The organism is Halomonas alimentaria (assembly GCF_009902005.1).
Taxonomy (GTDB): domain Bacteria; phylum Pseudomonadota; class Gammaproteobacteria; order Pseudomonadales; family Halomonadaceae; genus Halomonas; species Halomonas alimentaria.
In genome coordinates this window covers 2,866,083-2,892,944 of the sequence record NZ_WUTT01000001.1, presented here as the reverse complement: position 1 = coordinate 2,892,944, position 26,862 = coordinate 2,866,083, and the positions used below count along the sequence as shown (strand labels likewise).

19 protein-coding genes, 9 tRNA genes and 1 pseudogene are annotated in these 26,862 nt (G+C 67.2%); 11 read left to right on the top strand and 18 right to left on the bottom strand.

The window, feature by feature from the left end:
- Positions 1 to 93: 93 nt before the first annotated feature.
- Positions 94 to 1,524, bottom strand: a complete 1,431-nt coding sequence (locus tag GRB96_RS13655; RefSeq protein WP_338074043.1) for an SLC13 family permease — start codon at positions 1,522 to 1,524, stop codon at positions 94 to 96.
- Positions 1,525 to 2,010: 486 nt separating this feature from the next.
- On the opposite strand from GRB96_RS13655, the gene GRB96_RS13650 reads away from it, so the two are divergent.
- From GRB96_RS13650 to GRB96_RS13630, 5 genes are all read left to right on the top strand, one after another.
- Positions 2,011 to 4,725 (top strand): EAL domain-containing protein, encoded by a 2,715-nt coding sequence (locus GRB96_RS13650; RefSeq protein WP_161432642.1) that lies wholly within the window; start codon positions 2,011 to 2,013, stop codon positions 4,723 to 4,725.
- Positions 4,722 to 5,726, top strand: a complete 1,005-nt coding sequence (locus tag GRB96_RS13645) for a GGDEF domain-containing protein (protein ID WP_161432641.1) — start codon at positions 4,722 to 4,724, stop codon at positions 5,724 to 5,726. Before GRB96_RS13650 ends, GRB96_RS13645 begins: the two co-directional genes overlap by 4 nt.
- A gap of 138 nt (positions 5,727 to 5,864) precedes the next feature.
- On the top strand, positions 5,865 to 6,599 hold the full coding sequence (locus GRB96_RS13640) for a helix-turn-helix domain-containing protein (RefSeq protein ID WP_161432640.1): 735 nt from the start codon (positions 5,865 to 5,867) through the stop codon (positions 6,597 to 6,599).
- Between the two features lie 139 nt (positions 6,600 to 6,738).
- Positions 6,739 to 8,424: a sensor domain-containing diguanylate cyclase gene (locus GRB96_RS13635; protein ID WP_161432639.1), complete on the top strand. Its 1,686-nt coding sequence runs from the start codon at positions 6,739 to 6,741 to the stop codon at positions 8,422 to 8,424.
- On the top strand, positions 8,424 to 10,829 hold the full coding sequence (locus GRB96_RS13630; RefSeq protein WP_161432638.1) for an EAL domain-containing protein: 2,406 nt from the start codon (positions 8,424 to 8,426) through the stop codon (positions 10,827 to 10,829). Before GRB96_RS13635 ends, GRB96_RS13630 begins: the two co-directional genes overlap by 1 nt.
- A gap of 28 nt (positions 10,830 to 10,857) precedes the next feature.
- Here the strand turns inward: GRB96_RS13630 and GRB96_RS13625 are convergent, their stop codons facing one another.
- Both GRB96_RS13625 and GRB96_RS15850 read right to left on the bottom strand, forming a co-directional pair.
- Positions 10,858 to 12,240 carry a putative bifunctional diguanylate cyclase/phosphodiesterase gene (locus GRB96_RS13625; protein WP_161432637.1) on the bottom strand — a complete coding sequence of 461 codons (1,383 nt, stop codon included), beginning with the start codon at positions 12,238 to 12,240 and terminating at the stop codon, positions 10,858 to 10,860.
- A 100-nt stretch (positions 12,241 to 12,340) separates the two neighbouring features.
- Positions 12,341 to 12,481 (bottom strand): annotated as a pseudogene (locus GRB96_RS15850) (PAS domain S-box protein); the annotation flags it as partial.
- A 6-nt stretch (positions 12,482 to 12,487) separates the two neighbouring features.
- Between GRB96_RS15850 and GRB96_RS15545 the strand changes: the two are divergent.
- A complete protein-coding gene (locus GRB96_RS15545) occupies positions 12,488 to 12,754 on the top strand; it encodes a hypothetical protein (RefSeq protein WP_170293760.1) in 267 nt (88 codons plus the stop codon).
- A 221-nt stretch (positions 12,755 to 12,975) separates the two neighbouring features.
- On the opposite strand, the gene GRB96_RS13615 is transcribed toward GRB96_RS15545, so the two are convergent.
- The 11 genes from GRB96_RS13615 to GRB96_RS13565 all read right to left on the bottom strand — a co-directional run bounded on the left by GRB96_RS13615 (position 12,976) and on the right by GRB96_RS13565 (position 17,589).
- Positions 12,976 to 13,479 carry a YiiD C-terminal domain-containing protein gene (locus GRB96_RS13615; RefSeq protein WP_161432635.1) on the bottom strand — a complete coding sequence of 168 codons (504 nt, stop codon included), beginning with the start codon at positions 13,477 to 13,479 and terminating at the stop codon, positions 12,976 to 12,978.
- A 1-nt stretch (position 13,480) separates the two neighbouring features.
- Positions 13,481 to 14,041: a nitroreductase family protein gene (locus GRB96_RS13610; RefSeq protein WP_161432634.1), complete on the bottom strand. Its 561-nt coding sequence runs from the start codon at positions 14,039 to 14,041 to the stop codon at positions 13,481 to 13,483.
- A gap of 80 nt (positions 14,042 to 14,121) precedes the next feature.
- Positions 14,122 to 14,955 (bottom strand): NADPH-dependent 7-cyano-7-deazaguanine reductase QueF, encoded by an 834-nt coding sequence (queF, locus tag GRB96_RS13605; protein WP_161432633.1) that lies wholly within the window; start codon positions 14,953 to 14,955, stop codon positions 14,122 to 14,124.
- Positions 14,952 to 15,725: an ABC transporter permease gene (locus GRB96_RS13600; protein ID WP_023005087.1), complete on the bottom strand. Its 774-nt coding sequence runs from the start codon at positions 15,723 to 15,725 to the stop codon at positions 14,952 to 14,954. The genes queF and GRB96_RS13600 overlap by 4 nt, the downstream gene beginning before the upstream one ends.
- Complete coding sequence (locus GRB96_RS13595; protein ID WP_161432632.1) at positions 15,722 to 16,699, bottom strand: ABC transporter ATP-binding protein; 978 nt, start codon at positions 16,697 to 16,699, stop codon at positions 15,722 to 15,724. The genes GRB96_RS13600 and GRB96_RS13595 overlap by 4 nt, the downstream gene beginning before the upstream one ends.
- Positions 16,700 to 16,953: 254 nt before the next feature.
- Positions 16,954 to 17,028 (bottom strand) — tRNA-Gly (locus tag GRB96_RS13590).
- Between the two features lie 27 nt (positions 17,029 to 17,055).
- Positions 17,056 to 17,131: transfer RNA gene (locus GRB96_RS13585), tRNA-Glu, on the bottom strand.
- A gap of 2 nt (positions 17,132 to 17,133) precedes the next feature.
- A tRNA-Gly gene (locus GRB96_RS13580) sits at positions 17,134 to 17,205 on the bottom strand.
- A gap of 111 nt (positions 17,206 to 17,316) precedes the next feature.
- Positions 17,317 to 17,392 (bottom strand) — tRNA-Glu (locus GRB96_RS13575).
- Between the two features lie 22 nt (positions 17,393 to 17,414).
- Positions 17,415 to 17,489, bottom strand: a tRNA-Gly gene (locus tag GRB96_RS13570).
- A 24-nt stretch (positions 17,490 to 17,513) separates the two neighbouring features.
- A tRNA-Glu gene (locus tag GRB96_RS13565) sits at positions 17,514 to 17,589 on the bottom strand.
- Between the two features lie 126 nt (positions 17,590 to 17,715).
- On the opposite strand from GRB96_RS13565, the gene GRB96_RS13560 reads away from it, so the two are divergent.
- A tRNA-Met gene (locus GRB96_RS13560) sits at positions 17,716 to 17,792 on the top strand.
- 101 nt (positions 17,793 to 17,893) lie between these two features.
- On the opposite strand, the gene GRB96_RS13555 is transcribed toward GRB96_RS13560, so the two are convergent.
- Entirely contained in the window at positions 17,894 to 19,192 is a 1,299-nt protein-coding gene (locus tag GRB96_RS13555) for a M18 family aminopeptidase (protein WP_240894172.1), read from the bottom strand.
- 133 nt (positions 19,193 to 19,325) lie between these two features.
- Here GRB96_RS13555 and GRB96_RS13550 point away from each other — a divergent pair, with 133 nt between their 5' ends.
- Positions 19,326 to 21,398: a carboxy terminal-processing peptidase gene (locus GRB96_RS13550; RefSeq protein ID WP_161432630.1), complete on the top strand. Its 2,073-nt coding sequence runs from the start codon at positions 19,326 to 19,328 to the stop codon at positions 21,396 to 21,398.
- 162 nt (positions 21,399 to 21,560) lie between these two features.
- Here the strand turns inward: GRB96_RS13550 and GRB96_RS13545 are convergent.
- The 3 genes from GRB96_RS13545 to GRB96_RS13535 form a co-directional block, all read right to left on the bottom strand.
- A tRNA-Asn gene (locus GRB96_RS13545) sits at positions 21,561 to 21,636 on the bottom strand.
- Positions 21,637 to 21,769: 133 nt separating this feature from the next.
- Positions 21,770 to 21,846, bottom strand: a tRNA-Met gene (locus GRB96_RS13540).
- A gap of 87 nt (positions 21,847 to 21,933) precedes the next feature.
- The gene (locus tag GRB96_RS13535) at positions 21,934 to 22,899 is read right to left on the bottom strand and encodes a choline ABC transporter substrate-binding protein (protein ID WP_161432629.1); all 966 of its coding nucleotides are present in this window, start codon (positions 22,897 to 22,899) and stop codon (positions 21,934 to 21,936) included.
- 151 nt (positions 22,900 to 23,050) lie between these two features.
- Here GRB96_RS13535 and betI point away from each other — a divergent pair, with 151 nt between their 5' ends.
- The 3 genes from betI to betA are packed head-to-tail and all read left to right on the top strand — an operon-like array spanning position 23,051 to position 26,835.
- Entirely contained in the window at positions 23,051 to 23,668 is a 618-nt protein-coding gene (gene betI / locus GRB96_RS13530) for a transcriptional regulator BetI (protein WP_205743540.1), read from the top strand.
- Positions 23,665 to 25,134, top strand: coding sequence for a betaine-aldehyde dehydrogenase (gene betB, locus GRB96_RS13525; RefSeq protein ID WP_161432628.1), 1,470 nt, complete (start codon positions 23,665 to 23,667; stop codon positions 25,132 to 25,134). The genes betI and betB overlap by 4 nt, the downstream gene beginning before the upstream one ends.
- Before the next feature lie 9 nt (positions 25,135 to 25,143).
- Positions 25,144 to 26,835 carry a choline dehydrogenase gene (gene betA / locus GRB96_RS13520; protein ID WP_161432627.1) on the top strand — a complete coding sequence of 564 codons (1,692 nt, stop codon included), beginning with the start codon at positions 25,144 to 25,146 and terminating at the stop codon, positions 26,833 to 26,835.
- Positions 26,836 to 26,862: the final 27 nt, after the last annotated feature.

Below are 26,862 nucleotides of genomic sequence, written 5' to 3'. Positions count from 1 at the left end.
GTGAGGGGAACCCTCTGGAAAGGGGACAGGGAGAGGAGGTAAACGAAGGAAGACGGCGCCGCAAGGGCGCCGTCGAGAGCAGCGCTGATCGGGTTAGAACGAGACGTCAAAGACCAGTGGCACGATGGTGTAGAGCGCCACCATGATCACCAGCAGGCCGATCACATTGAGCCAGATGCCGGCACGGATCATGTTCTTGATCGGCAGGTCCCCGGTGGCGAAGGCGACGGCGTTGGAGGGTGTCGCCACCGGCAGCATGAAGGCACAGCTGACGGCGAAGGTCACCACGATGGTCATCAGGAAGGGCTCGATACCCAGCCCGACGGCAATGGCCCCCATGATCGGGAAGAAGGCCGCCGCCGTGGCCGTGTTGCTGGTCAGCTCCGTGAGCAGGATGATCACGATGGCGGTGACGGCCAGGATCATGATCGGCGGGAGCCCCGACAGGCCCGAGACGCTCTCGCCAATCCAGACGCTCAGCCCGGTGGCCGTGAACTGCGCTGACAGGGTCAGGCCACCCCCGAACAGGATCAGTACGCCCCAGGGGACGTCCCGGGTCGCCGTCCACTCCAGCAGCGCGCCCTGCCCCCTGGAGGCCGGAATCACGAACATCAGGATCGCGGCCAGGATCGCCACGCTGGTGTCGTTGATGTTGGAGAGCCACGGCAGCGCGCCCTGCACCGCAGGAATCCTCGCGATAAGCGGCAGGAACACCCAGCAGAAGACCGCCCCGGCGAAGACCATCAGCACCCGCCCTTCTTCCGGGGTCAGTCGCCCCATGGCCTTGAGCTCGGACTCGATCATCTGCCTGCCGCCCTTGATGTCCTCGACCTCGGCACGGAACACGATCTTGTTCAGCACGAACCACGCCAGGACCAGCATGGTGGCGGAGAACGGCACGCCCATCAGCATCCAGTGGCCAAAGCCGATGGACAGGCCATGGGTGTCTTCCATGTAGGCGCGCATCAGCGCCATGGGCGGCTGACCGATCAGTGTCGCCATGGAGCCGATGGTGATGGCGTAGGCGATACCCAGCAGAACGGCGGCCGAAAACTTGGGCGTGTCCTCACCATTCCCCAGCGACTTCACCAGGGCGATGATGGAGCCTCCGATCGGCACCATGATCACCGCGGTGGCGGTGTTGCTGACCCACATGGTGATAAACCAGCTGGCGAACATCAGCCCGAAGACGATCTGCGCGGGCCTGGTGCCCACGGTGAGCACCGTCAGCAGGGCGAAGCGTCGATGCAGGTTCCAGCGCTGCGTCGCCAGGCCGAGCAGCACCCCGCCCAGCACCAGGAAGACGATACTGTGCGCATAGGGTGAGGCCGTGGTCCCCACCGAGGCGATGTCGAAGAAAGGGAACAGCACCAGTGGCAGCAGCGAGGTGGCAGGGATCGGGATGGCCTCGGTCATCCACCAGGTGGCCACCAGCATGGCGATGGCCGCCACGATACGGGCGTTGACGGCCAATGACTCGGGCAGCAGGAAGAACACCCCCAGGCCAATGACGAGCCCCAGCACGAGGGAGAATGGCTTGAAGGCAGCCGCTTCGGTCTAGGGCGTCCGTTCGGCCGCGCCGGTGGTTTGCGACATGATCTTCACCTGAGTCCGCATGACGTGACCGGCAAGTGTGATCGCTGCCTCAGCGGCTCGGCCAATACCGAGGGAGTTGGAGGGCATACCTCACTCGTTCGGTAAGTACAGAAAAACCCTAAATCAAACCCCATAAAATCAATGTATTGAAAAGCATAGCCAAACATGGATATGCCAGGCGTAAGGCAGCGGAGCCGGGGCAATCCCTGCCTACATGGCAGATCGTACTGAGACCAATGGACGATTCCGGTAACGCCATCACACGGGGCCTGACAGATAGGCCAGAGAGCCATTGGATGGCAGCCCAGGCATCAATCGGACGACGCGGAGGCGAAGTAAGCTTCACCTTGCACACTGTGCCGAAATGCTATGGTGGTCGTGTGCTTGGAGTGCCATTGGAACAAGGATGAAGCGATGCAAGCCCGCGTGACCGCCGAAGCCGCCTTCCGGCTGTTGGCAGACGGGATGAGCCGCGCCACCGGCGATACCTTCTTCGTCACCCTGGTGGCGAAGCTGGCGGAGATCCTCGACGTGGACCACGTGCTGGTGGCCCGGGTCGGCGACGATCATCGCGCGCACACCCTGGCGGTGTGGTCGCAGGGCGGGCTGGCACCCAACCTCAGTTACGACCTGACCGGCACGCCCTGCGAGACGGTGGCGGGCCAGGAGGCCTGCCTCTATCCCGAAGGCGTTCAGCGGCGCTTCCCCGACGACGAGCTGCTGCAGCGGCTCGGGGCGGAGAGCTATCTGGGCCTCCCCCTCTTCGCCATGGACGGCCGACCGCTGGGCCTGCTGGCGGTACTCAACAATCGCCTCATGCAGCTGGCGGGCCTCGAGTCCGAGATCCTGCATATCGCCGCGGCCCAGGCGAGCGCCCAGATAGAGCGCAGCCAGACCAGCCAGGCGCTGCAGAGGAGCGAGGCGGTGGCCCGCGAGAGCGAGCGCCGTCTCGAGACGCTGCTCAACCACCTGCCCGGCATGGCCTACCGCTGCCTGAACGACGCCGACTGGACCATGCTGGTGGTGAGCCAGGGCGCCGAGGCGCTGACCGGCTATCGGCCAGAGGCGCTGCTGCACAACCGCGAGGTCAGTTACGCGGCGCTGATCCATCCGCTGGACCGCGCCAAGGTGGATTCCGCCGTCGAGGAAGGCGTCGCCGCTCGCAGCCCCTTTCGGGTCGTCTATCGGCTACGCATCGCCGACGGGCAGTGGCGCTGGATGCTGGAGCAGGGCCAGGCGCTCTACGACGCCGAGGGCGAGGTGACGGTGCTGGAGGGCTTCATCAGCGACATCACCGAGCAGTACGAGGCCCAGCGGGTGCAGGATGCCGTGGCGCGAGTGGCCGCAGCGATCACCACACGCATCGGTGACGGCTACTTCCATAAGCTGGTGCGCCACCTGGTGGAGATCCTCGAGGCCGATGCCGGCTTCATCGCCACCTTCACCCAGCAGGGTTCCCGACGACAGGGCACGGCCTCGGTCGCGCCCTGCCACCTCACCACCGTCAGCGCGGTGGGCGATGGCGGGCGCCTGGAGAACCACGCCTTCGACCTTTCGGCCTCGCCCTTCACGGCGCTGATGACGACGCCAGAATGTGCCGAGCAGGCGGATCCGCCGCTGCGCTGGCCGGGCCTGGCCGAGGAGCAGGCCGCCTGGATCGGTCGGCGCCTGGACAACACCCAGGGTGAGCCGGTGGGCATCATCGTGGTGCTCTACCGGGAACCGCCGGAGACCAACGGCTTCGCCTCCTCGGTGTTGCGTATCCTCTCCAGCGGCGCCGCCGCGGAGGTGGAGCGTCGCCAGGATCATCGGCGCATGCGCCAGCTCGCCTATTTCGACGGTACCACGGGGCTCGCCAACCGCGTGCGCTTCATGGAGGACCTGGTGGCGATGCGCGACGTAGCCGAGCGTGATCTGAAGCCCCTGGGCCTGCTGCTGCTGGACATCCGGCGCTTCAAGGAGATCAACGACCTCCACGGCCACCAGCTGGGCGACAGCCTGCTGGCCACCCTGGCGGGACGCCTGCAGCGCTCGGTGGCGCCGGGCGAAGCGCTGTCGCGGCTCTCTGGTGACGAGTTCGCCCTGCTGGTTCCCGATGCCACCCCGGAACGCATCGAACAGTGCGTGGCCCGCATGCGCGGGGTCATCGCACGGCCCATTTATCTGGAGCACCACGCCTTCTCGCTGCGGGTCTCAATCGGCCTGGCGGGTTACCCGCGCGATGCGCGAACGCCGGGAGAGCTGTTCAAGGCGGCCAGCATCGCGCTCTATCACGCCAAGCGCGAGGACGATGGGGTCTGCCCCTTCAGCGCCTCCATGCACCGCGACCTGGAGCGCCGCCAGCAGATGACCGAGCGCCTCGGCGAGGCCATCCGCGAGGACCGCCTGGCGCTGTACTACCAGCCCCAGATCGACCTGCGCACGGGGGAGCTGACCGGCGCCGAGGCGCTGTGCCGCTGGCAGGATGCCCAATGGGGCTGGGTCAGCCCCGGCGAGTTCATTCCCCTGGCCGAGGAGCGCGGGCTGATCCGCCCGCTGGGAGACCGCGTGCTGGAGCAGGCCACCCGCCAGCTGCTGGCCTGGGGCGCACAGGGGCTGACGCTGCCCGGCCGGCTCTCGCTCAACATCTCGGCCCAGCAGTTCGCCGACCCTCACCTGGCCGAGCATATCCAGCGCCTGACCGCCGGGCTCTCCACCACCGCCATCGCCCTTGAGCTCACCGAGAGCGACTTCATGCGCGACCCCGAGCAGGCGGTGGTCATCACCCAGGCACTGCGCAAGGCGGGCTTCACCCTGGCCATCGACGACTTTGGCACCGGCTACTCGTCGCTGGCCTACCTGCGCCGCTTCTCCGCCCAGGCGCTCAAGATCGACATGTCCTTCGTCCGGCATATGCTGGCAAACCCGCACGACCGCACCATCGTCGACACGGTCATCGCCATGGCCCAGGCGCTGGGCATGAAGACCGTGGCGGAAGGGGTCGAGACCGCCGAGCAGGCCGAGGCGCTCGCCGAGATGGGCTGCGACGAGGCCCAGGGCTACTACTTCGGCCGTCCGCTCGCCGCCGAAGCGTTCGCCGAAGAGTGGCTCGGCCCTGCGACACCCACGGATTCCGAGGAGGCCGAATGAACGACCGAGTCAACCCGCAGTCGCTGCTGCAGACGCCAGTACTCGGCGCGCGCCCGGAGGCGGTAATACGCCCGCTGCTACGCCTGCCGGAGGAGGTCACCGGGCTGCACTCCACCTACTTCACGCTGATCGACGAACAGGCCGGCGTGCAGCGGGTGTTGTATGCCCGCAACAGCGGCAGTCTGCAACTGCCCGAGGGGCTGTCGGTGCCTTGGGAGGACACCCTCTGCCGCCGGGCGATCCTCGAGGGGCAGCGCTACACCGCCGACGTGGCGAGCTGCTGGGGGGATTCCGAGGCGGCGCGCGAGCTCGGCCTGCAGACCTACCTCAGCCAACCGATCCGCCTGGGCGACGAGACGCTGCTGGGCACCCTTTGCGCGGCCAGCGACCAGGCCATCGAGGTGTCGGCGGAGGCAATGGAGACGCTGGACACCTTCGCCGAGTTGATCGCCCGCTACGTGGACAGCGAACGCCTGCTGCGCCAGCTGGTCAGCGAGAACCGCACCCTGGCCCAGCATGCCAACACCGACCCGCTGACCGGCATCGCCAATCGCCGCGCGCTGCTCCAGGAGCTGACGCGGCGCCTCGAGCAGTCGGCGGGCGCCGGTGGCCGCTTGCATGTAGCCTTCATCGACCTGGACGGTTTCAAGGCGATCAACGACCAACATGGCCACGACGCGGGGGACCGCTTCCTGATCGAGATGGCCCACCGCCTGGTCGGCGGGTGTCAGGCCGACGACCTGGTGGCACGCTTCGGCGGCGACGAGTTCGTGATCGTGCGCCAGGCAGGCGAGCATCCATCGGCCGAGCATGACGCCTTCAAGGCGGCGCTGGAGGCTCTGACCGCCGGCGAGTTCCGAGTCTGCGGCGAGCGCATCCAGTATCCCGGGGCCAGCGTCGGCGTGATCACCTCGACGCCAAGTGATACCGATGCCATGACGCTGCTGCAGCTGTCGGATGCCGAGATGTATACACGCAAGCGGGCCCGCAAGGCGCGTTAGCGTTGCTGCCCTCCACCCCATACCCGCTTTACCTTGCAGGCCACCTGCCTGGGCACGCCTATCCGCCTATTAAATTTCGCCATGGTGGGCTAGGCTGACCTGGGTCAAGGTTTGATCGGCAACATCCAAGGACGAAAGATGACCGCCACCGAACAGGACCCCGGCACCCGTTTGCCGGGCGCCCAGTGTGACGTCTGCAGCCTGCATGGGGTCTGCCTGACTCAGGACCTCTCCGCGGATGCACTGGAGCGGCTCGACTCGATGCTCGACCAGCCCAGCCCGCTCAAGCGTGGTGAATCCCTGATCACCCAGGGCAATGCCTTCACCAGCCTCTATCTGGTGCGCAGCGGTAGCCTAAAGCAGGTGGTCAGGCCGCTGGGCCAGGAACTGGAACACGTGGTGGGATTCTACTTGCCGGGTGAAACGGTGGGCCTGGAAGGGATCGGCGAATCTCACTGTCCCGCCTCGGTGGTGGCGATGGAAACCACCTTCGTCTGTGAGCTGCCCTATGCGCGCCTGAGCGAGCTGTATTGCAACAACCCCTCCCTCAGTGAGTCGCTTCTTCATCGCATGAGCCGCGAGTTGCGCGGCGAGAAGCGCCAGCTCTGCCTGATGTCCGGACGCACCGCCGAGCAGCGCCTGGCCGGCTTCCTGCTGGGGCTCTCCGAACGCTTCCAGCAGCGCGGCTGCAGCCGCTACCGGTTCCGCCTGGCCATGTCCCGCGGTGACATCGGCAGCCACCTCGGCCTGGCTCTGGAGACGGTCAGTCGTGTGCTGGGGCGTTTCCAGCGCCAGGGGGTGATCCAGATTGCCACGCGAGAGCTGACCATCCTCTCCCTCGAAGGGCTGCGGGCCATCCTCGAGGAGCACTGAGGAGTTCCTCAAAGCCTATCTTCCTCCGCGTTGACAGCGTCACGTCCAGCGCTGAATACCGTCACCGGCATAGCAGGTATCCTGAAGATATACCGAATCCCCTCCACGCCGTTGCAGATGAGAAACGAAGGAGCCTCTCTTGAGCCTGAAACTGCGCTTCCTGCTGGTGGCGGCGGCCCTGATGCTGGGTGCCTCGCTGCTGGCCTGGTTCAGCTTCCAGTACATGGCGGAGCGGATCGTCGAGCAGTGGGGACGACGGGTAGCCGAGGTGCAGGTGCAATACGACAGCGCCCGCCTGCTGCAGCCGCTGGAGCGCGAGGTCGCCCTCGCCCACCAGCTCGCCAACTCCCAGGTGCTCAAGCGCTGGGCGGCAAACCCCGAGGAGCCCCTGCTGCGCGCCCAGGCGATCAGCGAGATGGAGAGCTTCCGGCGCAACTTCATCGACCGCAACTACTTCGTCGCCCTTCGCGAGAGCGGCGCCTACTACCATAACAACGCCGAGAACGAATTCGGCGAGGACCCGCTGCGCTACCACCTGCGCGAGAACCGCCCCGCCGACGCCTGGTTCTATCAGCTGATCGAAGAGGGGCGAGACTTCCACCTCAACGTCAACCCGGACGTCGAGCTCGGTATCACCCAGCTGTGGATCGACGTGCTGATGCGCGACGAAGAGGGCGAGATCCTCGGCGTGGTAGGCACCGGCATCGAGCTCGGCAACATCCTCGAGCAGATCATCGACATCGATCAGCGCGGCATCACCACCCTGTTTGCCGACGTCAACGGCGCCATCCAGCTCTACCGCGATCCACGCTTCATCGACTTCGCCAGCTTCGTCAAGCCCGAGGGGCAGAAGCGCACCCTCGACCTGCTGTTCGACCTCCCCAGCGACGGCGAGCGGGTGATGGAGCGCATGCGTCGCCTGCGCGACGCCCCGCTGGAGCAACCCAGTGTGATCACCGACTTCGTCACCGTGGACGGCAAACGCCACCTCGCCGGCATCGCCTACCTGGCCAGCATCGGCTGGTTCGAGGTCACGCTGCTCGACCTCGACGAGGTGATGCCGGTGGCCAGCTTCGTGCCGGCGCTAGGCTTGCTGATCGCCTTTCTGCTGGTGGCACTGCTGCTGTTCTACTGGGCGCTACACCGCCAGCTGCTCAGCCCCATGGCCTCGCTCAGGCAGGCCATGGGGGCGCTGCGCGAGGGGCGCCGCGAGGTTTCTCTGCCCCGCGGTAGCGGCGAGATGGGCCAGCTGATCCGCCATTTCGGCGACATGGCCGACGAGGTCACCCGCCACACCGAGGCGCTGGAAGCCAAGGTACGCGAGCGCACTGAGGAGCTGGAGCGCCTGGCCCGAGTCGACGTGCTGACCGGGTTACTCAATCGCCGGGGCATGACCCTGCTATTGGAGGAGCAGACCGCGCGGGCGGCCCGCGACAACCTCGCCTTCGGCCTGATCTGGCTCGACCTGGATCGCTTCAAGGACATCAATGATGGCGCCGGCCATGCCGCCGGCGACCAGGCACTGTGCGAGGTGGCGCGGGTACTGGAGGCCGGCCTGCGCGGCTACGACCACGCAGCACGTTGGGGCGGTGATGAATTCCTGGTGCTGCTGACCCCCTGTGAGGCCGACGACCTGATGACAATCGCCGCCCGCCTGCGCCGGGAAGTCGCCGAGCAGGCCCGTTACCCAGGTGGCGGTGTCACCGTCAGCGTGGGCGCCTGCCTGGCCCAGCCCGGCGAGACGCTGGAAAGCGCGCTGCAGCGCGCCGACGAGGCGCTCTACCGCGCCAAGGAGAACGGCCGCGACCGACTGGTGGTGGCCTGATGCACAGGGGCCTGCGCCGACTGACCCGCTGGGGCGCTCCCTGGTTGCTGCTGGCCGGAAGCCTGGGGCCGACAGCCCAGGCGCAACCCGATGCCGAAGCAACGGGCGATGCCATCCAGGTGCTCGCCTCCTACCACCGGGGCAGCCCCTGGTCGGACGAGCTGGTCGACCGAATCGAAGAGGCGGCGATACAGCTCGGCTGGGACGAGGGCCTGGACGTCGACTATCTGGACGCCCGCCGGCTGGGCCTCGAGACCGCCTTCGACATCGAGCGCCGCCGCCTCGCCGAGCGCCGCGCCGTGGCTCCCGCCGAGCGGGTGCTACTGATCGATGATGCCGCCCTGCGCTTTTACCTCGGCTACCCCGGCGCCCTACATCACCCCGAGCGAGTGGTGGCGATCGGCATCAATGACCCCGAGCTGCTCGCCCGCGCCACCGAGCGCGGCGTACGGGTGATCGTGACCCGCGCGGTGGAACGGCAATCGCTGACCTTCCTGCGCGATCTGTTCGGCGAACCGCTGTCGCTGCTGGTGCTGGGCGACGAGGAGAGCAGCGGGCGCTACCTGACCCAGCATTTCCTCGACAGCGTGGCCGAGGAGCCTGGGGTCCGCAGCGCCAGCGTGCTGTGGGACTGGCGCCCGGCGAGCGTGTTGGCAGCCCTCGAGCGCCTGCCGGCCGATACGCGCGTCTACCTGGTGGAGGGCCATACCACCGGTGCCCAGGACCTCTACCCCGGCTCCCGGGAGTGGCTGGAGCGGCTCGGCGAGCGTGGGGTGCGGGTCTTTTGTCACCTGCCCTATCAGGTGACGCTGGGCTGTGCCGGGGGCGCCCTGCTCGACACCCGGCGCCTGGGTAGGCTGGCCCTAGAGTCGCTGATCAGCCCGGCCTTCGAGGCACTGCCGTCGCTTCAGGAGGTGGGTGTAGGGCGCTATGCCCTACATGCCAGCTTTTATCAGCGCACGCCCGAGGCCCATCGCGACTCCATCGAGTGGCTAGCGGTGGAAGGCACCATCGCCAGTGCCGACAGCCGGATCTCATTGCTGGTCCGCGGGGGAGCGGCGGTCACCGTCATGCTGCTCGCCGCCCTGCTGCTGATGGCGCTGTCGCGGCGGCGCGCCCGGCGCGCCCAGCGCCGGCTGGCTATCGACCCGGCCAGCGGCCTGCCGACGCGCCAGGTGCTGGAGAGCGAACTGCCTGCGCTATGCCGTCGCCACGCCGGCGGCTGGCTGTTCGCGCTTGTCTCGCCGGGGCTGCGTGACTACCGCCAGCACCTCGGCCTGCCCGCCGCCCAGGCGCTGTTCCGGGAGCAGCTCGGCACCCTGCGCACCCTGCTGCCGCGCACGGGTCGACTCTACCTCAACGCCGACCTGGGGGTGATTGGCTTCCTGCCGCTCCACGATCGCGAGCAGGCCGAGCCTCTGGTCGACCGGATGCTCACCTCCCTGGGACATGCCAGCGACGATGGCGGCATGCGTCGCCTGGCCTGGTACGCCAGCCTGCTGCGCCTGCCCGGCAGCGAGGCAGACTTCCCCCAGTGCCGCGCCGCCCTGGACGATGGCCTGTTTCGCCTCGAGCGCCAGGGCTGGCGCCAGCCGCTGATCCGGGTCGAGCCGGTCGACCGGGAGCGCGCCACCCGCTTCCGGCAGCTCTCCGATGCCCTGGAGGGGCTGATCGACGACCCCGGCCGCGAGTGGCGGCTGGTGCTGCAGCCCAAGGTGGCCGCGGCCGATGGCGAGTTGCGTGGCGCCGAGGTGCTGCTGCGCTGGCATCACCCGGTGCTGGGCGAGATCTCTCCCGGCGAGTTCCTGCCGGTGGCGGAGATTCTCGGGTTGGCCTCGCGGCTGGATCACTGGGTGATGGAGGAGAGCCTCGCCTGGCTGGCCGCCGCCAGGCCGCGGCTGCCCGGGCTCGGCAGCCTGGCCATCAACGTCAAGCTGGCGACCCTGGCCGAGGCGGCCTTCCGGCGCCGCCTGCTGGAACGCCTGCAGGCCCTGTCGCTACCGGCGGCGATGATCGAGCTGGAGGTCACCGAGCACTCCGACTTCCGTGACCTGGAGGCGGTGGAGCGGCACATGAACGACCTGCGGGCCCACGGCGTGCGGCTGGCGCTGGACGACTTCGGCACCGGCAACACCTCCTTCCAGTTAATCCAGCGCTTGCCCTTCACGGCGATCAAGATGGACCGCAGCCTGCTGCTGGGCGCCGACCGCTATCCCCGGGCCCGGGAGGCCTATGCTGCCATGGTGCAGTTCTCCCGCCACCTCGGGCTGGCGGTGGTGGCCGAAGGGGTCGAGGAACCGGAACAGGCCAAGTGGCTGCGCTCGCTGGGCATCGACGAATTACAGGGCTTCCTGTTTGCCCGGCCGCTGGAGCCCGAGGCGATGCTGTCCCGCTACGGCCGCTGACCTATACCCACCGTCAGCCGGGAAGTCGTCAGCTCGGAAACCCTGGCAGGGCCTCCTTGCCGCTCACCAACGGCGCCGGCCGCGCATAGAGGTAACCCTGGAAGCGCCGGCAGCCATGCTCACGCAGCCAGTTCGCCTGCTCCTCGGTCTCCACGCCTTCGGCGATCACCCGCATCCCCAACCTGTCGGCCAGGGCGATGATGGTCTCGACAATGGCGGCATCGGCGGAACTCTCGAGCAGATCCCGTACGAAACTCTGGTCGATCTTGAGCTCGTCGAGGGGAAGACGCTTGAGGTAGCCAAGCGACGAGTAGCCGGTACCGAAATCGTCCAGGGCAAAGCGCACACCAAGCGCGCTGAGTGCCAGCATGGTATCGCGGGCCTGCTCCGGATCCTGCAGGAACAGCGATTCGGTCACTTCCAGCACCAGATGGCGCGGATCGGCACCGCTTCTCGCCAGGATCTCGCGCACACTGTCGACGAAACCCGCCTGGCGAAACTGCACCGGGCTGACGTTGACCGAAATGGTCAGATCCCGTCGCCGTGGCTGTTCGGCCCATTGCGCCAGCTGCTGACAGGCGCTCTCCAGCACCCAGCCACCGATGGCCACGATACGGCCGCTCTCCTCGGCCAGGGGGATAAACACCCCGGGCGAGACCATGCCGCGAACAGGGTGCTCCCAGCGCAGCAGCACCTCCAGCCCCACGGTGACGCCCGTGGTATCGACCTGGGGCTGGTAGAAGAGCCTCAGCTCGCTGCCCTCCAGGGCCCGGTCCAGATCGGCCTCAAGATGAGCACGCTCTGTCACGCTGGCCTGCATGGCATGGTCGAAGAAACGCAGCGCCGCACCGCCCTCGCGTTTGGCTTCGTACATGGCCAGCTCGGCCTGCTGAATCGCCTCGGCGCCATCCAGGTCGTCGTCATGAAACAGCGAGATACCGATGCTGGCCGTGAGTGGCAGGCTCTCGTCGCCGCCACCCGCTGTGCATGCGATCTCGCGTAACAGCTTCTCCCCCAGCCGTTCGGCCCCCCGGGCGGCGTGGGCCGGCTCGTCCCCCAGGTCCTGAACCAGCAGGGCAAACTGGTCACCGCCCCAGCGCGCCAGGGTGTCGCTCTCGCGCAGACTGTCACGCAGCACCTCGGCCAGGCGGCGCAGCAGGGTGTCGCCGCTGGCGTGCCCGAGGGTCGTGTTATAGGCCTTGAAGTTGTCCAGACCCACCAGCAGCAGGGAGGCGTAGTGATTGCGGCGCCGGGTGTGGCTGATCACCTGCCCCAGGCGGTCGAGCAACAGGCGACGATTGGGCAGGCCGGTCAGCGGATCGTAGAACGCCAGGCGCTGGATGGTGGACTCCGCCGCCTTGGCCTCGGACAGATCGCTCAGGGTCGCCACGTAGTGGCGGACTTCGCCCATATCGCCGCGCATGGCGCTGATGGTCAGCCACTGGGGGTAGACGCCGATTCCATACCTCCCCCTGCCAGCTGCCCTCGGCGGCAATGGTCTGCCACATCTCGGTATAGAAGGTGGAATCGTGACGACCGGAGGCCCACATGCTGGGGTTACGGCCCTTGACCTCATCTGCGGCGTAGCCAGTAATACGGCTGAAGGTGGGGTTGGTACGCAGCACCCGCCCAGCGGCATCGGTGATGAACATGCCGAGATGGGTATCGAAGGCCATGGCGGCGATCTTGAGCTCCGCGGCACTCTCCTCGACACGCCGCTGGGCCTCGGCGCGGTGCCTCGTCTCCTCGCGCAGGCGGTCCTTGGCAGCCAGCAGGCTCAGGTGCCGGCGCAGGGCGACAAGGCCCACCAGGGCCAGGAACAGCCAGCCTCCTCCCAGGAGGGCGACCTGATGCCAGAGGATCTGCTGCAGACTGCAATCGGCAAGCGCCGGATAGGCGTCGGTGCCAGGGCCACAGGAAGATAACTGGAGCGTCCCGCTCCTGAGGGACCAGCCCATCACCAGGCCGGTCACGACCAGCACGGCGCCGTAGAGCACAAACGCACGGGCACGCGAGACATGCGGCCGCGTGCCGAGGAAAGTGGGTGAGGTGGATGGCAACAGGATTACCCCAGGATGAACCGGGGGAAAGCTTGTCACAAGTCATGAAATTTTTACAATGGGTTATAACACTGTCTTGACCTGCATCAAGTCGCTGGCAGTACCGCGTAATCGCCGCGCGCCTCCAGGCAGAGGGTGTCGCCGCACCACAGGCGCTGTACCAGGGCGATGCGCCCGCGGCCCTTGTCGGCCAGCCGCGTGTTGAGGCGCTCGGGCCCCGCTTCGTCTTCGGGCAGGCACTCCAGACGGTAGTCGCCGGTCACCGGGGCCAGGAAGCGCTGGGTCGCCTCGGCCACCACGACATCGCGGGAGAGCCCGTGACGACGCAGCCAGAGGGTGGTCCAGCACCAGCCGAGCAGGGTGGTCTGGGCGGCCAGGGCCCCGCCGAAGCCGGTGCCCTTGTCGTTGAGGCTGGGGGTGAGGGCCAGCTCCCAGGTGAGTCGGGCGCCGTCGCGGCGCATCTCGCGGATGCCGAGATGGGCCACCATGGGAATCGCCTCGCCGAGCCAGGTCAGGAACTCGGCGGGGTCATCCTCGCCGCCGGGGGACGGCAGCGGGAGGCGCGGATGGGGAACGCCGACCCCGCGCATCTCAGCGCCAGCGCTCCACGAAGCCCTCGATATCGTGCTCGGGGATCGGCTTGTGGCGCCCACCCAAGGTACCCAGGTAAATGAAGGCCACCACCTCGTCCTCTTCCTCGAGCCCCAGCCCCTTGCGCACCACCGGATCGAAGGCGTACTTGCCGCTGCGCCACATGGCGCCGAGGCCCAGCGCGTGGGCGGCGAGCAGGATGGCGTGGGCGGCGCAGCCGGCGGAGATCACCTGCTCCATCTTCGGCACCTTGGGCACGTCCGGGGTGACCCTGGCGATCACCGCGATCACCATGGGCGCGCGCAGCGGCTTCTTGCGGGCGGCGTCCAGGGCGGCGTCGCCGACGTGGGGGTCCTCGCGGTAGTCCGCCTCCGCGAACAGCTCGCCCAGGCGCTCGCGGCCCTCGCCGGAGAACTCGATGAAGCGCCAGGGGCGCAGCTCCTTGTGGTCCGGCGCACGCAGCGCCGCCCGGTAGATGGCCTCGAGCTGCTCGGTGTCGGGCGGCGGCCCCATCAGCTTGCCCATGGAGCTGCGTTCATGCAGCAGCGTCATCGCATCCATCGGTCTCTCCCTTGGCTGTCGTCCCACGAGAATCTTTCTCGTCACTCTACCAGCGTGCCGGCGGGCTGTCGTGCCGACCGCTACTGGCGGGCCAGGCGCAGCGGCGTCGGCGGATGCTCTCCCGGGGTGGCGCGCCAGGGGCTGATGTCCAGCCCGCCGCGGCGTACGTAACGCGCCAACACCAGCAGCCGCTCGGGCCGGGCGCGGGCCATCAGGTCCATGTAGATATGTTCCACGCAGTGCTCGTGGAAGTCCTGGTGCTGGCGGTAACCCACTAGGTAGCGCAGGAGCCCCTCGCGGTCGAGGCGCGGCCCGCGATAGCGGATCAGCACGCTGCCCCAGTCGGGCTGCCCTGTGACCGGGCAGTTGGACTTGAGCAGGTGGGAGTGGAGGGTCTCCTCCACCACTTCGTCGCCGACGCGCAAATGATCGGCGCTGGGGGTGTAGTCGTCGATGGTGATATCCAGGTCGTCCAGGCACTCGCCGGGCAGCCGGCGCGGCGCGAGCGCCTCGTCGTCGACCGCGAAGAGCTCCACCGACACCGGCGCCCCGGCGGCCCGCGACAGGTCCCGTTCCAGGATCTCGATGACCGCCTGACGGCTGGCGAAGCGGCTCTGGTTGAAGCCGTTGAGGTAGAGCTTCCAGGACTTGGACTCGATCAGGTTGGGCGAGTCCGCCGGCAACCGGAAGCGCGCCACGGCCACCACTGGCTTGCCGCGGGCGTTGAGCCAGCTGACCTCGAAGGCGTGCCACTCGTCCTCGCCGACGAAGGGCAGCGCGCCCTCCTCGATGCCCAGCGGCGCGCGGTTGGCGGCGCGGGGGATGGGATAGAGCAGCCCGGCATCGTAGTGCTCGGGGTAGGCAGACTCGCGCCCCAGGGGGGCGTCGGCGAGGGTCTCGGGACGCCGGCTCATGAGCGGATCCCCTGGCCACGCTCCAGCATGCGCAGGGCGATGGTGAAGAGCACCGCGATGAAGGCGAGGATGGCGGCCAGCGCCCAGCCCACCGGGATGTCCGAGACGCCCAGGAAGCCGTAGCGGAAGACGTTGACCATATAGAGGATGGGGTTGAGCATCGACACCCCCTGCCAGAACGCCGGCAGCAGCGAGATGGAGTAGAAGACCCCGCCCAGGTAGGTCAGCGGCGTCAGGATGAAGGTCGGCACGATGGAGATGTCGTCGAACTTCTTGCCCAGCAGGGCGTTGATGAAGCCGCCGATGGCGAACAGCGCCGCGGTCATCACCACCACCAGCAGGGTCAGCACCGGGTGGGCCACCTCGAGGCGGGTGAAGAACAGCGACACGATGGTGACGATCAGCCCCACGCCGAGGCCGCGGGCCATGCCCCCCAGCACGAAGCCGGAGAGGATCACCCAGCTCGGCATCGGCGACACCATCATCTCCTCGACGCTGCGCTGGAACTTGTTGGAGAAGAAGGAGGAGGCGACATTGGAGTAGCTGTTGGTGATCACCGCCATCATGATCAGCCCGGGGACGATGAAGTCCATATAGCTGTAGCCGTCCATCTCGCCGATGCGCGAGCCGATCAGGTTGCCGAAGATGATGAAGTACATGGTCATGGTGATCGACGGCGGCAGCAGGGTCTGCGGCCAGATGCGCGTGAAGCGCTTGATCTCCTTGACCACCAGGGTCCACAGGGCGATGGCGATCTGACGAGGGTTCATGCGCGCGCCTCCTTGTCCTTGCCCTTATCTTCGGCGGCCCGGTCCAGGGCCTGGTTGCCCTGCTCCACCATGGAGACGAACATCTCCTCCAGGCGGTTGGCGCGGTTGCGCATGGAGACCACCTGGATGCCGCGGGCGGAGAGCGCCTCGAAGACGTCGTTGAGCCGCTGGCCGCGATGCACCACCACCGCCAGCTGGGCGGGCTCCGGCTGGCTGAGCTCGAAGCCCTCGACCTCGGGGGCGGCCTCCACGGGATGGGCCAGGTCGAGCAGGAAGGTCTCGGTATCCAGCTCCATCAACAGGTCACGCACGCTGGTGTTACGGATGATCTCGCCGTGGTTGATGATCGCCACGTTGCGGCAGAGGCTCTCCGCCTCCTCCAGGTAGTGGGTGGTGAGGATGATGGTGGTGCCCTCCTCGCGGTTGATGCGGCGCATGTACTCCCACATGCTGCGACGCAGCTCGATGTCCACGCCGGCGGTGGGCTCGTCGAGGATCAGCAGTTTCGGACGGTGCATCAGCGCCCGGGCGATCATCAACCGGCGCTTCATGCCGCCGGAGAGCATCCGGGCGCTGCCATTGCGCTTGTCCCACAGCCCCAGGTCGCGCAGCAGCTCCTCGGCGCGGGGCAGCGCCTGGCGCCGCGACATGCCGTAGTAGCCCGCCTGGGCCAGAACGATGTCGAGCACCTTCTCGAACTGGTTGAAGTTGAACTCCTGGGGCACCACGCCGAGGTGGTACTTGGCGCGGGCGAAGTCGCGGTCGATGTCGATGCCGAAGATCGACACGCGGCCGGCGCTCTTCTGCACCAGCGACGACACCACCCCCAGGGTGGTGGACTTGCCGGCACCGTTGGGGCCCAGCAGTGCGAAGAAGTCCCCTTCGGCGACATCGAGGTCGATGCCCTTGAGGGCCTGGAAGCCATTGCCGTAGACCTTGGTCAGGCCACGGATGGACAGAGCCGGTTCGGCCATGCGCAATCCTTGAAACGGTTCGGGGTTCGATGGCGGGCATGCCGCAAAGGCATATCGATATGGGGGCGCCTGGCATGAAGTTCAAGCCGGCAGCGGCCAAGCCCGGATGTCAGGCACGCAAAATGGCCTGCGCATCGGCAGACTGAAGCAACATCAAATTAGGGGGGGAGGTTCCGATTGGAGCGGGAAAGGAGATGCGACTGGGCCGACTTTCGGCTCCTGACGCGAGCCTTGGCCTGTTGCAGGTGACCGATTGGAGCGGGAAAGGAGATTCGAACTCCCGACCCTCGCCTTGGCAAGGCGATGCTCTACCACTGAGCTATTCCCGCTTGATCGGTACCGCTGAGCGGGCGAGGTGGCGTCCCATAGGGGGTTCGAACCCCTGTTCCCGCCGTGAAAGGGCGGTGTCCTGGACCACTAGACGAATGGGACGGAGCGGGAAAGGAGATTCGAACTCCCGACCCTCGCCTTGGCAAGGCGATGCTCTACCACTGAGCTATTCCCGCTTGTCTCGCATGCTGCACTTGCTGTCCGGAGAAGTGGCGTCCCATAGGGGGTTCGAACCCCTGTTCCCGCCGTGAAAGGGCGGTGTCCTGGACCACTAGACGAATGGGAAGTGGCGTCCCATAGGGGGTTCGAACCCCTGTTCCCGCCGTGAAAGGGCGGTGTCCTGGACCACTAGACGAATGGGACGCATCGTCTTCCTAAAGGAAGATGGAGCGGGAAACGAGATTCGAACTCGCGACCCTCGCCTTGGCAAGGCGATGCTCTACCACTGAGCTATTCCCGCACTCCGGTTACCTGATGAGTCGAGTGGCGTCCCATAGGGGGTTCGAACCCCTGTTCCCGCCGTGAAAGGGCGGTGTCCTGGACCACTAGACGAATGGGACGCAATGTCTCGCCTCGTCGAGGTGGCGCGCATATTATCGAGCCCTCGGCAGGGTGTCAAGCCTTGGCATGCCTTCCATATCAGGCAGTTGACAGCCCGCCCCGCGGAAGATAGAGTACGCGCCGCTGGCTACGTAGCTCAGCTGGTTAGAGCACATCACTCATAATGATGGGGTCCCCTGTTCGAATCAGGGCGTAGCCACCAGCCAGACACCGAAAAGCCCGCCTGACATCGTCAGGCGGGCTTTTTTGGCTTCGGGCTTCGCGCAACAGGCAGCCGGCCGCCTTACCGGCGGCCGGCAGGGGTCAGGCCAGCTCGGCGCGATTGCAGAAGGCGGCCAGCATCCGCGTCAGGTAGGCCACATCCTGACTGCCCGCGGTCTCGCGGATCGAGTGCATGGCCCACTGAGGCACCCCCACGTCCAGGGTCGGCACACCCAGCTCGGTGGCGGTGATCGGCCCGATGGTGCTGCCGCAACCCATGTCGGCACGGGTCACGAAGCTCTGCACCGGCACCTCGGCCTCGCGACAGAGGTCGCGGAACAGCGCTGCGGTGGCGCTGTTGGTGGCGTAACGCTGGCTGGCATTGACCTTGATCACCGGGCCCCCGTTGAGCGCCGGTCCATGGGCGGCATCGTGCTTGTCCTGGAAGTTGGGGTGCAGCGCGTGGGCGTTGTCGCAGGAGATCATCCTGGAGGCCTGGATCAGGCGGATGAAGCCCTCCTCGCTGCCGTCGCCAAGCTGCTCGCTGACCCGACGCAGCACGTCCCCCAGGAAGGGTCCCTGGGCGCCGCAGGCGCTGGCACTCCCCACCTCCTCATGGTCGTTGGCCACCAGCAACGCCCCTTGCCGGCCATCGCTGGCCAGCAGCGCCTCCAGGCCGATAAAGCAGGAGAGCAGGTTGTCGAGCCGGGCGCTGGCGATCAGCTCACCGTTGATCCCCACTCGTGCCGGCGGCTGCATATCATGGAATCCCAGTTCGAAGTCGAGCAGCTCGACGTCGGCCAGGCCGTGCTGCTCGGCAATCCACGCCTTGAGCAGCTTTTCGAAATCGCCCAGCTCACCACCCTGCAGCAGCACCGGCGCCATCTCGGTCTGGGCGTTCAGTGCACGCCCGTTGTTGGCCTCGCGGTCGAGGTGGATGGCGAGGCTGGGAATGATCGCCACGGGGCGGTCGACATGCAGCAGCCGTCCCTCGAGACGCCCGTCGGGGTGGCGCACATGGACGCGTCCGGCGAGACCGAGGTCGCGGTCGAACCAGGGGGCGAGCAGCGCCCCGCCGTAGACCTCGACGCCGAGCTGCAGCCAGCCGGCCGCGGTCTGGGCGGCATTGGGCTTGAGCCGTAGCCCGGGGCTGTCGGTGTGTGCGCCGATCATGCGTAGCGCCTCGAGCCTGCCTTCGGGCAGCTGCAGGGCGATGATCGACGAGTCGTTACGCGTCACGTAGACGCGCTCGCCGGGCGTCAGCGCCCAGGCCTCGCGCTCATCGAGGCGCCGGAAGCCGGCCTCCTCGAGGCGCGCGGCCATGTTGGCGGTGGCGTGCCAGGGGGTGGGCGAGCGATGCAGGAAGTCGAGAAGCCGCTGGAGCAGATCGTCCTGAGACAACATGGGTTCCTCTGGGCTGGAGGTGATGGGCGCAGCAGGTAAGCTGCTACAATGCATCCTCGGCCAGCGCAACTCGCGGGCCGGATCAGGGTCAAGGGAAATGAGTGTACATCAAACCGGGAGTGCTTCATCGATGAGCCCGCTTGCCCATACGGGACGATCCATGGCCGTGCTGGCAGGCCTGCTGCTGACCGCCGGCGTCGCCCTGGCACAGCCAGAACCCACCGACGCCCAGCGCCAGGTCGCCACCGAAGTGGCCGAATCGCTGCGCTACGGCCACTACGCCGACGTCAGCCTGGACGACAACTGGTCACGCCAGGCCTTCGAGCGCTATCTCGACGTGCTTGACGGTCAGCGCGCCTTCCTGACCGAACAGGACGTGGCGGAGTTCCTCCCGCTGGAAGAGCAGATCGATGACGCCCTGCTCGATGGTGAGCTATCCCCCTTCTTCGCGCTCTATCAGCGCTACCACGAGCGCGCCGAGGCACGCTTCGAATGGTTGCTGGCGCGCCTCGACGAGGGCCTCGACTTCACCTATGACGGCCAGCAGCGCCTGGAAGTGGACCGCGAGGATGCACCCTGGGCGGAGAGCACCCAGGCCCTCGACGAGCTGTGGACCCGCCGCCTCAAGAACGCCGCCCTGACCCTGGCGATCAGCGACCAGGACGACGAGCAGATCGAGACCAACCTTCGCCAGCGCTACGAGGGCCAGCTCAACCGCCTGCGCCAGACCAAGCCGGAAGATGTCTTCGGCCTGCTGATGGCCGCCGTCACCAGCACCATCGATCCCCACAGCGAGTACCTCTCCCCTCGCCAGGGGGAGTCCTTCGATATCCAGATGCGTCTGTCGCTGGAAGGCATCGGCGCCCTGCTCCAGGCCGACGGCGAATACGTCAAGGTATCGAGCCTGGTGCCCGGCGGGCCGGCGGAACGGGCCGGCGTGCTCGAGCCCGCCGACCGCATCGTCGGGGTCGGCCAGGAAGAGGGCGAGATGGTCAACGTGGTGGGCATGCGCCTGGACGAGGTGGTGGAGCTGATCCGTGGCCCCAAGGGCTCGGTGGTCCGTCTCGACGTGGTGCCCGCCCAGGCGGTGGACATGACCCGCTCCAAGGAGGTGCAGATCACCCGGGACACCGTGAAGCTCGAGGACCAGGCCGCCCAGAGCGAGGTGATCGAGCTCGAGCGCGACGACGGCACTCACCGTGTCGGAGTGATCACGGTCCCCACCTTCTACGTCGACTTCGACGCCTGGCAGGCCGGCGAGGAGGATTACCGCAGCACCACCCGCGACGTGGCCAAGGAGATCGAGTCACTCCAGGAGCAAGGAATCGAGGGCATCGTGCTCGACCTGCGCAACAACGGTGGCGGCGCGCTGCAGGAGGCCAACTCGCTGATCGGGCTGTTCATCGACCGCGGGCCCACCGTCCAGGTGCGCGATGCCCGCGGGCGCATCAGTCTCTACGGCGATACCGAGACCGGCGCCGCCTACGACGGCCCGCTGGTGGTGCTGGTCAACCGCCTGTCGGCCTCCGCCTCTGAGATCTTCGCCGGCGCCATCCAGGACTACGGTCGCGGCCTGGTGGTGGGCACCCCCACCTTCGGCAAGGGCACGGTGCAGACCCTCAACGAGCTCAGCCATGGCGAGATCAAGCTGACCCGCGCCAAGTTCTACCGCATCTCCGGCGAGAGCACCCAGCACCGCGGCGTGGAGCCGGACATCATCTTCCCGAGCCTGATCGACCCCGAGCTGATCGGCGAGAGCAGCCTCGACAACGCCCTGGACTGGGACACCGTGCGCTCGGTGCAGTACCGCGAGTACGGCGAGCCGTGGCGCTTCCTGGAGTCGCTGCGCGACCGCCATCGCCAGCGCACCGAGGCCCACCCCAACTTCCGCTATCTCGAGCAGCAGGCCGAGCTGAACCGCCGGATGCGCGAGGAGACCACCAGCCTCAGTCTCAACCGTGAGCTCCGCCAGGAGGAAGCCGAGGCCCAGGAGGCCGAACAGCTGGCCCTGGAGAACCAGCGCCGCGAGGCCCTGGGTCTGGAACCCCTGGAGGAGTGGATCGACGCCCGGGGCGAGGAAGATGAGAGCGGCGAAGAACAGGAGGAGGAACCGGTGGAGCAGGTGCAGGTGCAGGAAGCGGCCCAGATCCTGCTCGACTACGCCCAGCTGGAGAGCAACTTCCGCTTCGCCCACCGCGACTGAATCGCCCCACCCTGCCGATACACGGCCGTCACCCATGGGCGGCGGCCTTTTTCATGGCGGCAGATCGCCGTCACCGCCAACGAACGGACACGCAGAAACGCCGGAGCTTGGCCGGACAGGAGTCGTGATACAAGGGTGTGGCTAGTGCAGGGGGGAAGAAGGTGGCTCCCGGAGCAGGACTCGAACCTGCGACCCAGTGATTAACAGTCACTTGCTCTACCAACTGAGCTATCCGGGAACGGCGTCGAACACGGGGCGTAGTATACGGATCCGCCCGGCCAGGTCAAGGACCTCCACGATGATCCTTGCCCACACCCATCAAAACGCACAGCGCCCGCGCGGCAATTGCCGGGCGGGCGCTGGGAAGATCCTGGTGGCTACGCCCTGATTCGAACAGGGGACCCCATCATTATGAGTGATGTGCTCTAACCAGCTGAGCTACGTAGCCTTTTCACAAGATTGCCCGACCTCGGCCGAGCAATGGAGACGCATTATGCACGCGGGCCCGCCGCTTGGCAAGCCCGGCAGCATCTCCTCAGGAGTCGATATCGAGTGCCTCGCGCACCGCGGCAAGGCCCGCCTCGCCATCGCGGGTCTCGACGCCCTCGAGCCACGCCTCGAGCACCTCGGGGTTGGCCTGCAGATAGGCGCGGGCGGCGTCGCGGGGATCCTCACCCTCGTCCATGATCTCGCCCATCAGCTGGTTCTCCATCTCGAGGGTGAACTCGAGGTTGGAAAGCAGGGTGCCGACGTTGCCGCACTCCTCGACGAAGCCGCTACGGGTGTTGGTATAGACCGTGGCACCGCCCAGGTCGGGGCCGAAGTAGTCGCCGGCACCCTCGAGATAGGCCATATCGAAGTTGGTGTTCATCGGGTGGGGCTCCCAGCCCAGGAATACCATCCACTCCTCGTCCGGCACCCTGGCACCCAGTTCGGACAGCATGCCCGCCTCGCTGGAGTCGATCAGCTGCCAGTCCCCCAGGCCGAAGGCATCATCGTCGATCATCTGCTGGATCAGCTGATTGCCATCGTTGCCGGCCTCGATGCCGTGAATGGAGGAATCGAACTTCTCGGCATGCTCGGCGAGATCCTCTACCGAGGTAACGCCTGCATCGTGCACGTACTGCGGCACCGCCAGGGTGTACTTGGCGCCCTCGAGATTGGCACCCAGGCGGTCGACGCTGCCGTCCTCGACGTAGGGGTCGCTGATCGATGCCATGGAGGGCATCCAGTTGCCCAGGAAGATATCGAAGTCGCCGTTCTTCATGCCCTGGTAGGCGATGGGCACGGAGACAGTGTCGATGCGGGTGTCATAGCCCAGCGCCTCGAGTACCTCGGTGGTCAGGGCGGTAGTGGCGGTGATATCCGTCCAGCCCACCTCGGCGAAGCGCAGCGTGCTGCAGCTCTCGGACTCCTGGGCATACAGCGGGGTCGCGCCGAGGGCCAGGACAGTGGCGCCCAGGCCAAGGCCGAGGCGGAAAGTCAGGGGAGATGCACTCATGAAATATCCTCCGGTGAGGGGAATTGAGTATAGTCGGAGTCTGCCACACTTTTATTGATTGAACGTTCAATAAAGAAATGGCAAGCTGTGCCTATCCTAACCGCACATACCGGTGTGGTGGCAAGTCATCCGGACAAGGGAGGGCTCAACGATGCCCAAGGTCGGAATGGAACCCATCCGCCGCCAGCAGCTGATCAAGGCGACTATGGCGGCCATCGATGAGGTCGGCCTGGCCGACACGACCGTGGCACGCATCGCGCGGCATGCCGGCGTCTCCGCCGGCATCATCAGCCACTACTTCGGCGGCAAGGATGGACTGCTCGAAGCCACCATGCGCCAGATCCTCACCGACCTGGGCGACGCCGTTGCTGCCTGCCGCCGCGAGCTGCCGCATGACACCCCGCGAGCCCGGTTGGAGGCGATTATCGAGGGCAACTTCGATCGCAGCCAGGTGACCGACCCTGTCGCCAAGACCTGGCTGGCTTTCTGGGCCAGCAGCATGCACAAGCCGAGCCTCGCCCGGCTGCAGCAGGTCAACGACCGACGCCTCTATTCGAACCTGTGCGCCCAGTTCCGCCGCCTGATGCCGCATGAGGAGGCCCGCCTGGCCTCACGCACACTGGCGGCAGTGATCGATGGCCTGTGGCTGCGCGGGGCGCTGACGCCGGAGGGCCTGGACGCCGACGGCGCGCGCCGCGCGGCGCTCGCCACCCTCGACCGGCTACTTGCCGCCTCCGCTACCGACACCTCCTCAAGGAGAGACTCATGACCGACACGCCTAGCCTGCCTCTCTACATCAACGGCCGCCAAACGGCCGCCACCTCCGGCGAGACCTTCTCGGTGGTCAACCCCTTCGATGGCTCGCGGCTTGCCCAGGTGCAGCAGGCTGCCGAGGCGGACGTGGATGCCGCCGTGGCCGCGGCCCGCCAGGGCCAGCGCGTCTGGGCGGCGATGTCCGGCATGGAGCGTGGCCGCATCCTCAACCGCGCCGTGGCCCTCCTGCGAGAGCGCAATGACGAGATCGCCGAACTCGAGACCCGCAACACCGGCAAGCCGATCAGCGAGACCGCCGCGGTGGACATCGTCACCGGCGCCGATGTGCTCGAGTACTATGCCGGCCTGGCACCGGCCATCGAGGGCAGCCAGATCCCGTTGCGTGCGGACTCCTTCGTCTACACGCGTCGCGAGCCGCTGGGGGTGATCGGTGCGATTGGCGCCTGGAACTACCCCATCCAGATCGCCTGCTGGAAGTCCGCCCCGGCACTGGCCGCCGGCAACGCGGTGGTCTTCAAGCCCAGCGAGGTCACCCCGCTGACCACCATGAAACTGGCCGAGATCTTCTCCGAGGCCGGCCTGCCCGACGGTGTGTTCAACGTCATCCACGGTGACGGCAGTGTCGGTGCCCTGATGACCGGCCACCCCGGCATCGACAAGATCTCCTTCACCGGCGAGGTGGGTACCGGCCGGAAGGTGATGGCCGCCGCCGGGGGCTCCACCCTCAAGGACGTCACCATGGAGCTGGGTGGCAAGTCGCCGCTGATCGTCTTCCATGATGCCGACCTCGACCGCGCCGCCGACGCCGCCATGATGGCCAACTTCTACTCCAGCGGACAGATCTGCACCAACGGTACCCGGGTCTTCGTCGAGCGCTCGGTGAAGGCGGACTTCGAGGCCAGGATCGCCGAGCGCGTGGCACGCATCCGGGCCGGCGACCCGCTGGACCCCAGCGTCAACTTCGGCCCCCTGGTGAGCTTCGAGCACCAGGAGAAGGTGCTCTCCTATATCGCGCTGGGCAAGCAGGAAGGCGCCAGGGTGCTGGCCGGCGGCGAGACCTGGGAAGAGGGCGAGCGGGCGAACGGCGCCTGGGCCGCCCCCACGGTATTCACCGACTGCACGGACGAGATGCGCATCGTGCGCGAGGAGATCTTCGGCCCGGTGATGTCGATTCTCGCCTTCGATGACGAGGAGGAGGTGATCCTCCGCGCCAACGACACCCACTACGGGCTGGCCGCAGGTGTCTTCACCGAGGGCCTCAACCGCGCCCATCGGGTGATCCACCGCCTCGAGGCGGGCATCTGCTGGATCAACACCTGGGGCGAGTCCCCCGCCGAGATGCCGGTGGGCGGCTACAAGCAGTCCGGCGTGGGCCGCGAGAACGGCCTCGAGACACTGACCCACTACACCCAGACCAAGTCGGTGCAGGTCGAGATGGGCCCCTTCGAGTCGGTATTTTAAGGAGATCCCGTGCCCCAGATCCGTGAATTCGACTACGTCATCATCGGCGCCGGCTCGGCCGGCAATGTGCTCGCCACCCGCCTCACCGAGGACTCGGAGGTCTCGGTGCTGCTGCTCGAGGCCGGTGGTCCCGACCACCGCTTCGACTTCCGCACCCAGATGCCGGCGGCCCTGGCCTACCCGTTGCAGGGCAAGCGCTACAACTGGGCCTTCGAGACCGACCCCGAGCCGTACATGGACGGCCGGCGCATGGAGTGCGGCCGTGGCAAGGGGCTGGGGGGCTCCTCGCTGATCAACGGCATGTGCTACATCCGCGGCAACGCCCTGGATTACGACCACTGGGCCCAGGCGCCGGGCCTGGCGGACTGGAGCTACGCCGACTGCCTGCCCTACTTCAGGAAGTCCGAGACTCGCGACATCGGCCCGAACGACTACCATGGCGGCGACGGCCCGGTGAGCGTCACGACGCCGAAAGCCGGGAACAACCCGCTCTACCGCACCTTCATCGAGGCGGGCAAGCAGGCCGGCTACCTGGAGACCGAGGACGTCAACGGCTACCAGCAGGAGGGCTTCGGCCCCATGGACCGCTTCGTGACGCCCAACGGCCGGCGCGCCTCCACCGCCCGTGGCTATCTCGACCAGGCGAAGCAGCGCGAGAACCTGACTATCGAGACCCGCGCCATCACCGACGTCATCGAGTTCGAGGCCAAGCGGGCGGTGGGCGTGCGCTACCAGCGCCGCGGCCAGGAGCAGCGGGTACACGCCCGCCGCGAGGTCCTGCTGTGCGGCGGGGCGATCGCCTCGCCGCAGATCCTGCAGCGCTCCGGCGTCGGCCCCCGCGAGGTCCTCGACGAGTGCGGCATCGAGGCGGTTCACATCAACGACAACGTCGGCGCCCACCTCCAGGATCACCTGGAGATGTACATCCAGTACGAATGCACCCAGCCGATCTCGCTCTACCCGGCATTGAAGTGGTGGAACCAGCCGAAGATCGGCGCCGAGTGGCTGTTCCTCGGCCGCGGCATCGGCGCCAGCAACCAGTTCGAGGCGGCGGGCTTCATCCGCAGCAATGACCAGGAGGCGTGGCCCAACCTGCAGTACCACTTCCTGCCCATCGCCATCAGCTACAACGGCAAGAGTGCAGTGCAGGCCCACGGCTTCCAGGCCCACGTGGGCTCCATGCGTTCCGAGAGCCGCGGCCGCATTCGGCTGACCTCACGGGACCCCGAGGCGGCGCCGAGCATCCTGTTCAACTACATGTCCACCGACAAGGACTGGCAGGAGTTCCGCGACGCTATCCGCCTGACCCGCGAGATCATCAATCAGCCCGCCTTCGACGCCTACCGCGGCCGGGAGATCTCGCCGGGGCCGGACGTGCAGTCCGACGCCGAGCTGGACGCCTTCGTGAAGGCGCATGCCGAGACCGCCTATCACCCCTGCGGCAGCTGCCGCATGGGCGCAGGTGACGACGCCGTGGTGGATGGCCAGGGTCGGGTGCACGGCGTGGAGGGACTGCGAGTGGTGGATGCCTCGCTCTTCCCGCAGATCCCCACCGGCAACCTCAACGCGCCGACCATCATGCTGGCCGAGAAGATCGCCGACCGCATCCGCGGCCGCGAGCCGCTGCCGAAGAGCGACGCCCCCTACTACGTGGCGGGCGACTCCCCCGCTCGCAGCGAGCCGCAGCGCCGCCTCGACTGAAGACGTCCACGCGGCACCACGACGCCC

Coding starts and splice junctions, on each gene's coding strand:
- GRB96_RS13645 (WP_161432641.1), top strand. CDS start 4,722: ATGAACGACCGAGTCAACCCGCAGTCGCTGCTGCAGACGCCAGTACTC.
- GRB96_RS13625 (WP_161432637.1), bottom strand. CDS start 12,240: ATGGGCGAAGTCCGCCACTACGTGGCGACCCTGAGCGATCTGTCCGAG.
- queF (WP_161432633.1), bottom strand. CDS start 14,955: ATGAGCCGGCGTCCCGAGACCCTCGCCGACGCCCCCCTGGGGCGCGAG.
- GRB96_RS13600 (WP_023005087.1), bottom strand. CDS start 15,725: ATGAACCCTCGTCAGATCGCCATCGCCCTGTGGACCCTGGTGGTCAAG.
- GRB96_RS13535 (WP_161432629.1), bottom strand. CDS start 22,899: ATGAGTGCATCTCCCCTGACTTTCCGCCTCGGCCTTGGCCTGGGCGCC.
- GRB96_RS13550 (WP_161432630.1), top strand. CDS start 19,326: ATGAGCCCGCTTGCCCATACGGGACGATCCATGGCCGTGCTGGCAGGC.
- betI (WP_205743540.1), top strand. CDS start 23,051: ATGCCCAAGGTCGGAATGGAACCCATCCGCCGCCAGCAGCTGATCAAG.
- GRB96_RS13640 (WP_161432640.1), top strand. CDS start 5,865: ATGACCGCCACCGAACAGGACCCCGGCACCCGTTTGCCGGGCGCCCAG.
- GRB96_RS15545 (WP_170293760.1), top strand. CDS start 12,488: ATGGGTATCGAAGGCCATGGCGGCGATCTTGAGCTCCGCGGCACTCTC.
- GRB96_RS13630 (WP_161432638.1), top strand. CDS start 8,424: ATGCACAGGGGCCTGCGCCGACTGACCCGCTGGGGCGCTCCCTGGTTG.
- betB (WP_161432628.1), top strand. CDS start 23,665: ATGACCGACACGCCTAGCCTGCCTCTCTACATCAACGGCCGCCAAACG.
- GRB96_RS13610 (WP_161432634.1), bottom strand. CDS start 14,041: ATGGATGCGATGACGCTGCTGCATGAACGCAGCTCCATGGGCAAGCTG.
- GRB96_RS13595 (WP_161432632.1), bottom strand. CDS start 16,699: ATGGCCGAACCGGCTCTGTCCATCCGTGGCCTGACCAAGGTCTACGGC.
- GRB96_RS13615 (WP_161432635.1), bottom strand. CDS start 13,479: ATGCGCGGGGTCGGCGTTCCCCATCCGCGCCTCCCGCTGCCGTCCCCC.
- GRB96_RS13650 (WP_161432642.1), top strand. CDS start 2,011: ATGCAAGCCCGCGTGACCGCCGAAGCCGCCTTCCGGCTGTTGGCAGAC.